Source organism: Mesorhizobium sp. L2C084A000 (assembly GCF_000502875.1).
Lineage (GTDB): Bacteria > Pseudomonadota > Alphaproteobacteria > Rhizobiales > Rhizobiaceae > Mesorhizobium.
The window spans coordinates 56,588-68,720 of sequence record NZ_AYWX01000015.1; the positions used below are offsets into that span (position 1 = coordinate 56,588).

At 65.4% G+C, this 12,133-nt stretch carries 9 protein-coding genes; 8 read left to right on the plus strand and 1 reads right to left on the minus strand.

What is annotated here, in order from left to right; genetic code table 11:
* The first annotated feature begins 8 nt into the window (after nt 1–8).
* The 8 genes from X735_RS140525 to X735_RS140490 all read left to right on the plus strand — a co-directional run bounded on the left by X735_RS140525 (nt 9) and on the right by X735_RS140490 (nt 11,115).
* Nucleotides 9–1,343: an FAD/NAD(P)-binding protein gene (locus X735_RS140525; RefSeq protein ID WP_023813441.1), complete on the plus strand. Its 1,335-nt coding sequence runs from the start codon at nt 9–11 to the stop codon at nt 1,341–1,343.
* A gap of 359 nt (nt 1,344–1,702) precedes the next feature.
* Nucleotides 1,703–3,124 (plus strand): pyridoxal-phosphate dependent enzyme, encoded by a 1,422-nt coding sequence (locus X735_RS140520; RefSeq protein ID WP_023813442.1) that lies wholly within the window; start codon nt 1,703–1,705, stop codon nt 3,122–3,124.
* Nucleotides 3,121–4,317: a PLP-dependent aspartate aminotransferase family protein gene (locus X735_RS140515; RefSeq protein ID WP_023813443.1), complete on the plus strand. Its 1,197-nt coding sequence runs from the start codon at nt 3,121–3,123 to the stop codon at nt 4,315–4,317. Before X735_RS140520 ends, X735_RS140515 begins: the two co-directional genes overlap by 4 nt.
* Nucleotides 4,318–4,613: 296 nt before the next feature.
* Nucleotides 4,614–5,585: a GlxA family transcriptional regulator gene (locus X735_RS140510; protein WP_031213664.1), complete on the plus strand. Its 972-nt coding sequence runs from the start codon at nt 4,614–4,616 to the stop codon at nt 5,583–5,585.
* Between the two features lie 320 nt (nt 5,586–5,905).
* Nucleotides 5,906–7,210 carry a Xaa-Pro peptidase family protein gene (locus tag X735_RS140505; RefSeq protein ID WP_023813445.1) on the plus strand — a complete coding sequence of 435 codons (1,305 nt, stop codon included), beginning with the start codon at nt 5,906–5,908 and terminating at the stop codon, nt 7,208–7,210.
* 259 nt (nt 7,211–7,469) lie between these two features.
* Nucleotides 7,470–8,150: an isochorismatase family protein gene (locus tag X735_RS140500; RefSeq protein ID WP_031213665.1), complete on the plus strand. Its 681-nt coding sequence runs from the start codon at nt 7,470–7,472 to the stop codon at nt 8,148–8,150.
* 11 nt (nt 8,151–8,161) lie between these two features.
* Complete coding sequence (locus X735_RS140495; RefSeq protein ID WP_050592743.1) at nt 8,162–9,109, plus strand: alpha/beta hydrolase; 948 nt, start codon at nt 8,162–8,164, stop codon at nt 9,107–9,109.
* A gap of 365 nt (nt 9,110–9,474) precedes the next feature.
* Complete coding sequence (locus X735_RS140490; protein WP_023813449.1) at nt 9,475–11,115, plus strand: ABC transporter substrate-binding protein; 1,641 nt, start codon at nt 9,475–9,477, stop codon at nt 11,113–11,115.
* 449 nt (nt 11,116–11,564) lie between these two features.
* Here X735_RS140490 and X735_RS1000000169400 read toward each other — a convergent pair whose 3' ends face one another.
* Nucleotides 11,565–12,005: a hypothetical protein gene (locus X735_RS1000000169400; RefSeq protein WP_245273288.1), complete on the minus strand. Its 441-nt coding sequence runs from the start codon at nt 12,003–12,005 to the stop codon at nt 11,565–11,567.
* Nucleotides 12,006–12,133 lie beyond the last annotated feature (128 nt).

Sequence of the window (12,133 nt, forward strand, 5' to 3'; positions counted from 1 at the left end):
GCATGCCTATGACCGGGCGTGCCAACTCCATGATCATTGTCGGCGGCGGCGCCAGCGGCGTCGTGCTGGCCGCGCATCTCCTGAAGTCGCCCAATCCCGACCTGCGCGTCACGCTGATCGAAAGGCGCCCGCATTTCGGCCAGGGCATCGCCTATTCGACGCTGCTCTCGGCGCATGTCTTGAATGTCAGCGCCGCCGGCATGAGCGCCTATGCCGACGATCCCGGCAATTTCTGGCGCTGGCTGCAGGAGCGCGGCCTGGCAACGGCCGAGCAGGCGCCCTTCTATGCGCCGCGCAGCATCTATGCCCGTTACCTCGGCGAATTGCTCGACGAGCTGCAGGCGCGCGAAAAGCAGACCGGGCGGCTTCGGCTGATCCGCGAGGAAAGCCTCTCGATCACGCCCACCGCATCCGGTGTCGAAGTGGCGCTGGCCAACGGCACCAGCGTCGTTGCGCATCTCGCCGTGCTGGCCACCGGCCACGACGAGGAGCCGGCGCAAGGCCATGCCGTCAGGATGGGGTCGGAAGCCGACACAGCACTTCCCCCCGACGCCGGCGTCATGGTGCTGGGCACCGGCCTCAGCATGGTCGATGCCTTCCTGGCGCTCGAGCAGCGCGGCCATCGCGGCGACATCATAGCTGTGTCGCGGCGCGGCCTGTTGCCCTCGCCGCATCGCAAGGGCAATCCGATCAAGCTCGACGTCGCCGACATTCCGCTCGGCACGCAGCTCTCCTATTTCGTCGGCTGGTTCCGCGACCTGATCAAGGAAAACCAGAAGGCCGGCATCGACTGGCGCGACGTCGTCGACGGCCTGCGGCCGTTCAACCAGAAGATCTGGCAGAACTGGCCGGCTTCCGCCAAGCGCCGCTTCGTCGAGCACACCAAGGCCTGGTGGGACATCCACCGCCATCGCATGGCGCCCGAGGTCTACGCCCGCGTCACCGAAGCCGTGCGGTCCGGCCGCATCCGCCTGGTCGCCGGCCGCGTCGTCGACATCGCGCGCAACGGCGAATTCACCGTCCAGGTCCAGTCGCGCCACACGCAGCGCCTCGAGACCTTCGAGGTCGCCCGCATCTATGATTGCTCTGGTATCGTCAGGGACATCTCGACCTCGTCGAACAGCGTCGTGCGCTCGCTGGTCGACCGCGGCCTGGCACGGCCGGATCCGCTGCGCATCGGCCTCGATGTATCGGCCAAATGCGAGATCATCGCCGGCGACGGAACCGTCTCGGCCAAGATCCTCGCCGTCGGCCCGCTGACGCGCGGCACCTTCTTCGAGATCGACGCCATTCCGGATATCCGCGTGCAGTGTGCGAGGCTGAGCAAGCAGTTGTTGGGGTGAAGCAGAACCTTTGATGCCGGCGGGACAGCACCCCCCTCTGTCCTGCCGGACATCTCCCCCGCAAGGGGGAGATTGGCAGCTTCACTTTTGGCACGTTCTCTTCAGCGTTGAAGATTGGCGAAACCGGCGGCGACATCCGATCTCCCCCCTTGCGGGGGAGATGGCCGGCAGGCCAGAGGGGGGTGTGACGGAGTGCTGCGGTAGCGTTTTGTTTGAGACCACAGCCACAACCCGGAATTTCATTCCACATCTGGCCGGTTGATTGGCACGATCTATCTTCTTTCCAACTGCAAAGGGCTGGAAAAGAGGCTACGCTGCCGCTCTGCCTCGAGGCGGTCGCTTGGTCATGGAGCATCGATATGAGCGAGCACGAGATCGCCGCAGCCGACGAATTGTCCCGCCTGCGTCCGCCCTACAAATCCGTCCTCGACCTGATCGGCCAGACGCCGGTGGTCGAGCTGACCAAATTCGACACCGGCAAGTGCCGGCTGTTCATCAAGCTCGAAAGCCAGAACCCCGGCGGCTCGATCAAGGACCGCATCGCACTGTCGATGATCGCCGCGGCTGAAAAGCAGGGCAAGCTCAGGCGTGGCGGCACCATTGTCGAGGCGACCGCCGGCAATACCGGCCTCGGCCTCGCCCAGGTCGGCATCCCCAAGGGCTACCGCATCGTGTTGGTCGTGCCCGACAAGATGTCGCGCGAAAAGATCCAGCATCTGCGCGCGCTCGGCGCCGAAGTGCGCATGACGCGGTCCGATGTCGGCAAGGGCCATGCCGAATATTACCAGGACATGGCCGAGAAGATCGCAGCGGAAACGCCCGGCGCCTTCTATGCCAACCAGTTCGCCAACCCGGCCAATCCGCTGGCGCATGAAACCACCACCGGCCCGGAGATCTTTTCGCAGCTCGACGGTGACGTCGATGCCGTGGTCGTCGGCGTCGGCTCCGGCGGCACGCTGACCGGGCTTGGCCGTTACTTCGCCAAGGTGTCGTCGAAGACCGAAATGGTGCTGGCCGATCCGGTCGGCTCGGTGCTGGCGCCGCTGATCAAGACCGGCAAGATGGAAGAGGCCGGCAGCTGGACGGTGGAAGGCATCGGCGAGGATTTCGTGCCGCCCAATGCCGACCTGTCGCTGGTCAAGAAGGCCTATTCCATCCCCGACAAGCAGAGCATGCTGGCGGTCCGCGACCTCTTGTCCAAGGAAGGCATCCTCGCCGGCTCGTCCTCAGGCACGCTTTTGTCCGCCGCGCTGCGCTATTGCCGCGAGCAGACGGTGCCGAAACGCGTCGTCACCTTCGTCTGCGACAGCGGCAACAAGTATCTGTCGAAAGTGTTCGACGATTTCTGGCTGGCCGAGCAAGGCCTTGCCGAGCACGAGCAGCATGGCGATCTGCGCGATCTGGTGATGCGCTCGCACCGCACCGGCGACACCGTCTATGTCGGCCCGGACGAAAGCCTGCTCAACGCCTATGGCCGCATGCGCCGTTCCGATGTCTCGCAGCTGCCGGTGCTCGACAATGGCAAGCTCGTCGGCATCGTCGACGAAAGCGACATCCTGGCCAAGGTCGACGGCCCCTATGACGGCCGCTGGGAGCGCTTCAACGGCCCGGTGCGCACGGCCATGACCTCCAATCTGCACACGCTGCAGGCCAGCCAGACGCTGGATGCGCTGCTGCCGGTCTTCGACCGCAACGAGGTCGCCATCATCTTCGACGGCGAAGAGTTCGTCGGCCTGATAACCCGCATAGACCTGATCAACCATTTGAGGCGCGCACGATGACCAGCAATACTCCGCCAGCCGGCCCATCTTCAGCCGGCAAGAACCGTCTGGCTTTCTCGACGCGCACCATCCATGGCGGCCAGAGCCACGACCCGCTGACCGGCGCGGTGATGGTGCCGATCTACGCCACCTCGACCTTTGCCCAGCAGTCTCCCGGCGTGCACAAGGGCTTTGAATATGCCCGCAGCCAGAACCCGACGCGCTTTGCCTTCGAGCGCGCCGTGGCTGATCTCGAAAGCGGCTCGGCCGCCTTTGCCTTCGCGTCCGGCCTGGCGGCGATCGCCACCGTGCTGGAACTGCTCGATTCCGGCGCCCACATCGTCGCCACCGACGACATTTATGGCGGCTCGTTCCGGCTGATGGAGCGGGTGCGCAAACGCTCGGCCAACCTGCAGGTCTCGTTCGTCGACTTCACCGACCTCGCTGCCGTCGAGGCGGCGATCCGGCCCGAGACGAAAATGCTGTGGGTCGAGACGCCAACCAACCCGCTGCTGCGCATCGTCGACCTCGAAGGCGTTGCGGCACTCGCCAAGCACAAGGGGTTGCTCACGGTCGCCGACAACACGTTTTGCAGTCCCTATATTCAGCGGCCGCTGGAGCTCGGCATCGATATCGTGGTGCATTCGACGACGAAATATCTCAACGGCCATTCCGATATGGTCGGCGGCGTCGCCGTGGTCGGCGACAACAAGGAGCTCGCCACCCAGCTGAAATTCCTGCAGAACGCCATCGGCGCCATTTCGGGTCCGTTCGACAGCTTTCTGGCGCTGCGCGGGCTGAAGACGCTGGCGCTCAGGATGGAGCGTCATTCCGCCAATGGCCTCAAGATCGCGCAATGGCTGGAAGCGCGCCGCGACGTCCGCCGCGTCATCTATCCCGGCCTCGCCAGCCACCCGCAGCACGCCGTCGCCGTCCAGCAGATGCACGCCTTCGGCGGCATGATCACAGCCGTGCTCGACCGTGACCTTGCCGGCACCAAAAAGTTCCTCGAACGCACGCAACTGTTCACGCTCGCCGAAAGCCTCGGCGGGGTGGAAAGCCTGATCGAGCATCCGGCGCTGATGACGCATGGGTCCATTCCGGCCGAGAAGCGGGCCGAGATCGGCATATCGGATTCGCTGGTAAGATTGTCGGCGGGGATCGAGGATGGCGACGATCTGATCGCGGATCTGGATCAGGCGCTGGGGGGATAGGCAGCAATCCTTCACACCCCCCTCTGTCCTGCCGGACATCTCCCCCTCTAGTGGGGAGATCAGATGTCACTTCCGCTTTCGCTAATCTCGAACGTTGCAAGACGAGCGGCGCCATCGAAGCTGCCAATCTCCCTCCTTGCGGGGGAGATGGCCGGCAGGCCAGAGGGGGGTGCTGTCCCGCCGACGTCGGACCGATCTCTTCGCCGCGACAACGGTCAACGGCAAACCGCGCTTCGCGCATCGTTCAGCCAAGCCCCGTTGACCCCGAACCCCATCTGCCCGAAGTGTAGCGCCCCATGGCTACACACGCCCCACCCAAACCCACCGACACCCCTCTCACCTTCGCGGTGCTGGTGTTCCCCGGCTTTCCGATGATGGCGTTCAGCTCGGTCATCGAGCCGCTGCGTGCCGCCAATGTCCTGGCGAAAAGAGAATGCTATCGCTGGATCATCGTCGGCGGCACGAAAGGCGCGGTCGAGGCGTCGAACGGCGTCGTCATCCAGCCGGGCTTTTACGCCGAGGATGCCCCGAAGGTCGACCGCATCGTTGTCTGCTCGGGCGGCGATGCCGATCATCTCGTCGCCGAGGACGCAGCACACTGGATCCGCAAGAGCCTGCGCAACGGCGCCCATATCGGCGCGGTGGCCGATGCCGCGTTCTTCCTCGCCCGCGCTGGCCTGCTCGACGGCCATGCCTGCACCTTGCACTGGACCAGCCAGGCCGCCTTCACCGAAGCCTTCCCCAACATCGAGCTTAGGCGCGACCTCTATGTCATCGACCGCAAGCGCTTCACCTCGGCCGGCGGCGTCGGCAGCCTCGACATGATGCTGGAGATCATCACCCGCGACTACGGCGCCGAGCTTGCGGCCGGCGTCGCCGAATGGTTCGTGCACAGCCAGCTGCGCTCCAGCATCGACCGCAAGATGATGCCGCTGCGGCTGCGCACCGGCGTCCAGAACGAACTGGTGCTGTCGGCCATCGCCATCATGGAGGACGCGGTGGAAGAGCGGCTCGGCATGGTCGAGCTGACCGCGAAGCTCGGCGTCTCCTCCGACAAGCTCGAACGCTCCTTCCGCTCCGAACTCGCCATCTCGCCCAATGGCTATTACCGGCGCCTGAGGCTGAAACGCGCCGCCGACCTGCTGGCGCATTCGACGCTCGCCGTGCGCGACGTGGCGCTCGCCTGCGGCTTCGCCTCGATGTCGAGCTTTGCCCGGGCGTTTCGCGAGGAGCACGGGCATCCGCCGAGATTGGCGAGGAGGCATTAGGGGACTTGCTAATCGCGCCGCGACGAGTTCCGTCACACCCCCCTCTGTCCTGCCGGACATCTCCCCCGCAAGGGGGGAGATTGACTGCACCTCCGCTTTCGCCAATCTCGAATGTTGCAAGAAAAGCGGCGGGATCGAAGCTGCCAATCTCCCCCCTTGCGGGGGAGATGTCCGGCAGGACAGAGGGGGGGTGCTGTCCCTCTAGCGTTCGGCATTAGGCTCCAGCGGTATCCCGCACAACACCTGCGGTTTTCCGCACAATCCCTCCACCCCTCCTGCGTCATGCTCCGACCTCGCAACCCAGCCAAGGCCGTACCCCCATGAGCATCGTCGTATTCGACCCCGACAGCACCGAGGACGTGGACTTCAAGGACCGCATGCGCCACCCCGCTGCCGCCGATCCGGCCGGCGGTATGTGGCTGTCGGACACCGAGCCGTCCTTCATCGATGCCGATGCGCTGCGCAAGGGCCGGCTGGCGAAACTGCGCGGCTGGATGCGTGAGGCCGGCTATGGCGGCGTCGTGTTGTTCGACCCCTATAACCAGCGCTACGCCACCGGCTCGCGCAACATGTTCGGCTATTTCCTGCGCAACTCGACCCGCTATTTCTTTATCCCGACCGTTGGGCCGATCGTGCTGTTCGAATACCCGCAGAGCTATCATGTCTCCATGGTGCTCGACACGATCGACGAGGCGCGTCCTTCCAAGCTCGTCTGGTCGTCGGTGTCGGGCCGCGACGACGAAACCGCCGGTCCCTTCGCCGACGAGATCGCCGAGCTTCTGAAGCAGCATGGCGGCGGCTCGATGAAGCTCGGCCTCGACCGCTGCAGCCATCTGCAGGCGCTGGCGCTGGAAAAGCGCGGCTGCGAGGTTCGCGATTGCCAGGGCGAGATCCTGGCGGTGCGCGCCGTGAAGACGCCCGAGGAAGTCAAATGCCTGCAGGTGTCGATGGCCGGCGCCGAGGCCGCCGTCTATGCGGTGCGCGAGGCGATCAAGCCCGGCGTTTCCGAAAACGACCTGTTCGCCATCATGTATGGCGAGGTCATCCGCCAGGGCGGCGAGTTCATCGAGACCCGGCTGCTCACCTCCGGCCAGCGCACCAACCCCTGGTTCAACGAGGCCAGCGGCCGCAAGATCCGCCCCGGCGAACTGCTGGCGCTCGATACCGACACCATCGGCTGCTACGGCTATTATTCGGATTTCTCGCGCACCTTCCGCTGCGGACCGGGCAAGCCGACCCCCTACCAGAAGTCGCTCTACCGCATGGCGCACGATCAGGTTCAGCACAACATCGGGGTCGTCAAACCCGGCATGGCGTTTCGCGAGATCGCCGAGAAGGCGTGGAAGATCCCCGACCGTTTTGTCGACCAGCGCTACACCTCGGTCATGCACGGCGTCGGCATGCATGGCGAAACGCCGTTCATCGCGCATGCCATGGACTACGAGACCTATGGCCGCGACGGCCATATCGTGCCAGGCATGGTGGTGAGCGTGGAAAGCTACATCGGCGAGAAAGGTGGCCGCGAGGGCGTCAAGCTGGAGGACGAGATCCTGATCACCGACACCGGCACGGAGCTTCTGTCGCGCTTTCCCTATGAGGATGAGTTTCTGGAGACGCAGGTTTGATACGCGCAACTAACGCTCACAACAAGCGCCTCATTCCGTCGCACCCCCCTCTGTCCTGCCGGACATCTCCCCCGCAAGGGGGGAGATTGGCAGCGTCGCCTGGAGCGCTTTTTCCTGCAACTCTGACGATTGGCGAGGGCATTCGCGACGGCCGATCTCCCCCCTTGCGGGGGAGATGCCCGGCAGGGCAGAGGGGGGTGCTGTCCCACCGGCACAGGCAAGAGTCTTGGACTGCTCCGCCCGTGGATAATGAAGCCGCATGAAAACCCCCATCTCCATCAAACCCGGCACAATGGCCGCGATCTTCATCGACCTGCAGGAAGAGCACCGGCAGGACCCCCGCTATCTCGTCGACGGCTACGCCACGATCCTCGCCAACGTCCAGCGCCTGCAGGCGGCGGCGCGGCAGAACCATGTGCCGCTCTACCACTGGGCCTACATCGTCGATCTCGACAGCCAGGACCGGCCGTTTCATCCGCTCGGTGAGGACGGCAAGTCGGCCTTTTCCGACAAGAGCGATCCGCTGACCGAGATCTGCCGTGAGGTGGCGCCGGCCAAGGGCGAGGCGCTGCTGATCAAGGCCGAGGCCAGCGCCTTCCGCACCGGGCCGGCGGCGCGTGACATCAAGTCTTCGGGCATCGAATGGCTGGTTGTGGCAGGTGTCTGGACCGAGGCCTGCATCGACGCGTCGGTCAAGGATGCGGTGGCCAGAGGATTTCGCGTGCTGCTGGTCAAGGATGCCTGCGGCAGCGGCAGCGCGGCCATGCACCAGACCGGCATCCTCAACCTCGCCAACCGGCTCTATGGTGGCGCCGTCACCGACACCGACGGCGCCTGCCGGCTGCTGGCCGGCGAGACCGTCACCGCCTGGCAGGTCGAAGGCTCGGTGCCGCTGCGTTTCAGTTTTGAGAATGCGGCCGCGCTCTACGCCGATCTATGACTGTCGAAAGCATGACTCGGGGCAAATACGAAACCCGGCTCGCCCCCGAACTCTGGGCCTATATCGACGCGGTCAACACCTGGTATCCGCCTGAGATCATCGGCCTGCCGATCGACAGGCAGCGCGAAGTCTATGACCGGATGAGCCGGGCCTTCCACCAGGGCCGCCCGCCCGGCGTCAAGGCCAGCGATGGCCTGATCGCCGCCGCCGGCCGCGACATCCCCATCCGCCGTTACCGGTTTGCCGGCAAGGCCGCCCAGGCGATGGTGATCTACTACCACGGCGGCGGCTTCATCCTCGGCGGGCTGGAAAGCCATGACGACATCTGCGCCGAGCTCTGCGCCGGCACCGGCTTCGACGTGCTGTCGGTCGACTACCGGCTGGCGCCGGAGCATCTTCATCCCGCCGCCTTCGACGATGCGGTGGCCGCCTTCGAATGGGCGGCAGTGTCATCAGATCTGCCGCTGGTGCTGTGCGGCGAAAGCGCGGGCGGCAACCTCGCCGCCGCGGTGGCGCAGGCGACGCGCCGCCATATCAGAGCTGCGGTCGGCCAGGTGCTGATCTACCCCGAGCTCGGCGGCGACGAGCGCGCCGGCTCCTATATCGAGCACGCCGAGGCGCCGCTGCTGTCGGTGGCCGACATCGCCTTCTACCGCGACGTCCGTTCGGCCAGGCGGCAATCACCTGACGATCCGACCTTCTCGCCGCTGCGCGACACCGATTTCTCCGGCCTGCCGCCGACGGTGATCGTCACGGCGCAATGCGACCCGCTGTCGTCGGATGGCGAGGCTTATCGCGACCGTATTGCGGCCGCCGGCGGCAAGGCGTGGTGGCACGAGGAGCCGAGGCTGGTGCACAGCTTCCTGCGCGCCCGGACAACGGTGCCGGCGGCGGCGGAGGCGTTTGCGCGGATTGTTGCGGCGGTTGGTGCGTTGGGTAAGGGCGAGTGGCCGTATTGAGTGGCTGAGGAAGGAAGGCGCCGGCGGTGGGGCGCCAATCTCCCCCCTTGCGGGGGAGATGTNCCCTCTGTCCTGCCGGACATCTCCCCCGCAAGGGGGGAGATTGGCTGTCACGTCACCCTTCGCCAATTTTCGAAGGGGGAGGCCATCGCTTGGCACCCTGCGGAACCCCGCACAATCACTGCGGATTCCCGAACACTTCCCGGCGTCACCTCGCTCTATCATTCCCCTCAGGCAATGGCGTCCCGGCGGTCGCGTCCGCCCCCGCGTCTGTCGATCGGCCGGGGCGATTTTTCTGTGCATGCCGTTGTCCCAAAACCGCTGGGCACTTTTGGGCGGCATGCATCAACAACAGGGGAACGACGATGAAATTCATGCTGACCGATCGCAAACTGCACCCGCAAGCCAAGCCCGTCGCCGACGATTTCAGGACCGGCGGCATCAACCGCCGCGAATACCTGGCCCTGATGGCCGGCCTCGGCGTCAGCGCCGCCGGGGCGCTGGCATTAGGCGGGCTCGCCCCCACGCCTGCCCGCGCGGCGGAGCCCAGGAAGGGCGGCGTCCTGCGCGTTGCCATGAACGTCAAGGGTTTCAAGGACCCGCGCACCTTCGACGGCGTGGAGATGTCGAATGTCGCCCGCCACTGCAACGAATATCTGGTGCGCTGGAACACCGACTTCTCCTTCGAGCCCTGGCTGCTCGAAAGCTGGGAGGCGAGCGACGACGCCAGGACGCTCACACTGCATGTGCGAAAGGGCATATCCTGGTCGAATGGCGATGCCTTCAACGCCGACGATGTCATCCACAACCTCACCCGCTGGTGCGATGCCTCGGTGCCCGGCAACTCGGTCGCCGCGCGCATGGGCGCGCTGGTCAATGCCGACACCAAGAAGGTCGTCGATGGCGGCATCGCCAAGGTCGACGACTTCACCATCAAGCTCAATTTGCCCAAACCCGACATTTCGCTGATCGCCGGCATGGCCGACTATCCCGCACTGATCATGCACCGCTCCTATGAGGGCGACGGCGACCCGCTGAAGGCGCTGGCCATCACCACCGGCCCCTGCGAGCTGGTCAGCTGGGATGCCGAGACCGGTGCCGAGGTGAAGCGCAGGGATAAGCCTTGGTGGAAGGGCGAATTCCATCTCGACGGCATCAAATGGGTCGACTACGGCTCCGACCCCAACGCCATGCTGTCGGCGTTCGAATCCGGCGAGATCGACACCGACCACGAGACCGCCTCCGATGCCGTCTCGCAGACCGAGCAGATGGGGCTGATGAATTCCGAGATCGCCACCGGCTCGACCATCGTCGCCCGCTTCAATGTCGGCAACGCGCCCTATGACGACGTCAAGGTGCGCCGCGCAGCCCAGCTCGCCGTCGACAATTCCGCCGTGCTGGCGCTCGGCCTCGGCGGCCGCGGCAAGCCCGCCGACAACCACCATGTCGGCCCCATGCACCCCGAATATGCCGATATCGGCCCGGCCAAGCGCGACCTCGACCAGTCGAAGAAGCTGCTCGCGGAAGCCGGCAAGGCCGATCACGAGTTCGAGCTCATCTCCGTCGATGTCGAATGGCAAAAGACCACCGGCGACGCCATCGGCGCGCAGATGCGCGAGGCCGGCCTGAAGATCAAGCGCACCGTGCTGCCCGCCGCCACCTTCTGGAACGACTGGAGCAAATACCCCTTCTCCTGCACCGAATGGCTCGGCCGCCCGCTCGGCGTCCAGGTGCTGGCGCTGGCGTATAAATCGGGCGCCGCCTGGAACGAAAGCGCCTACGCCAGCAAGGAGTTCGACGAGCTGCTCGACAAGGCGCTGGCGACCCCGGACGCCAGGGCGCGCAAGGAGATCATGGCCAAGATCGAGGAGAATCTGCGCGACTCCGGCATCATCATCCAACCCTACTGGCGCTCGGTCTACCGGACGTACCGCAAAGGCGTCGAAGGTTGCGAACAGCACCAGGCGCTCGAGCAGCATTTTGAGAAGGTTTGGATTGAGAGTTGAGGCTTTCCATCCTTGGGTTCCTCGCCCCCACGGGAGTGGGGGAGAGGTGGGCCGGCGAAGCCGGGACGGAGCGGGGGACGCCCTTCGCGAAACCAAAACCGTATCAAGAATGAGAGCTGGCTGACACGACAGCAACCCTTGAGAAACTACCTCCCAACGCCGCGCTGGCCCCTCTCCGTCCCGGCTTCGCCGGGCCACCTCTCCCCACTTCGTGGGGCGAGGAACCAAGCCGCGCCATCCCCGGCGCCTCCATTGCAAGGTTGGCGACTAGCGAAATCATCGACCACCGCGTCCTTCGCCCCGTTTACGGGGAGAAGATGGCGGCAGATGAGGGGCGGCGCCAACGTTGGCCGAATTGCACCTGGGAAATGGCCGGCGCGAATGCCGGTGAGGCAGTTGCCTGAGCCCGCGCCGGCCACTGGCGAACCTGGGTCCGCCGCCCGGATTTTTTACCGTTCCGGTGATGCTCGATCAACTAGGCCGGACGTTTGGTACGGAAGCAGACAAAGGCTCACCGCGCCGCCCTCAGAAGCGTGCAGATCCAGCCGATAAAAGTCAGCACCAGAAACGGGTAGCCGGCGGCGGGCAGGGGCGCGGAGGTCGGCAGCAAGGGCGCGCCCCACAGGGTCATGCCGGCCGAGACGACAAACAGCACGGCGGCCACGAGGGAGCCGCATCCACAGGGCAAAAGTTTTCGGCGCGCTGACCATGACAAGTGCCGCCGCCCACAGCGAAATGCCGCCGACATAGGAGGGCACGCTGGTCTCCAGCCCCGCCGCATTGCCGGCCAGTAGCAGGCTCTCGCCGGCGAGGAAGGTCAGGAAGCCGGCCACCACGCCATCATTGCCCAGCCGCTGATATTTTATCATCAGTAGCGCGGTCGCCACCACCGGCGCTGCGCCATCGATCGTCCACAGCGTTTCGCGCAGTGGAGCGCTGGCGACGAAAGGCCGGCGAGGCCCAAGGCGCCGCCAATGGCGAGGCCGAGAGAAGCGGCGGTGTCTGAAGTGGTGCGCAT

Coding starts and splice junctions, on each gene's coding strand:
- X735_RS140510 (WP_031213664.1), top strand. CDS start 4,614: ATGGCTACACACGCCCCACCCAAACCCACCGACACCCCTCTCACCTTC.
- X735_RS140505 (WP_023813445.1), top strand. CDS start 5,906: ATGAGCATCGTCGTATTCGACCCCGACAGCACCGAGGACGTGGACTTC.
- X735_RS140495 (WP_050592743.1), top strand. CDS start 8,162: ATGACTCGGGGCAAATACGAAACCCGGCTCGCCCCCGAACTCTGGGCC.
- X735_RS140520 (WP_023813442.1), top strand. CDS start 1,703: ATGAGCGAGCACGAGATCGCCGCAGCCGACGAATTGTCCCGCCTGCGT.
- X735_RS140490 (WP_023813449.1), top strand. CDS start 9,475: ATGAAATTCATGCTGACCGATCGCAAACTGCACCCGCAAGCCAAGCCC.
- X735_RS140500 (WP_031213665.1), top strand. CDS start 7,470: ATGAAAACCCCCATCTCCATCAAACCCGGCACAATGGCCGCGATCTTC.
- X735_RS140525 (WP_023813441.1), top strand. CDS start 9: ATGACCGGGCGTGCCAACTCCATGATCATTGTCGGCGGCGGCGCCAGC.
- X735_RS140515 (WP_023813443.1), top strand. CDS start 3,121: ATGACCAGCAATACTCCGCCAGCCGGCCCATCTTCAGCCGGCAAGAAC.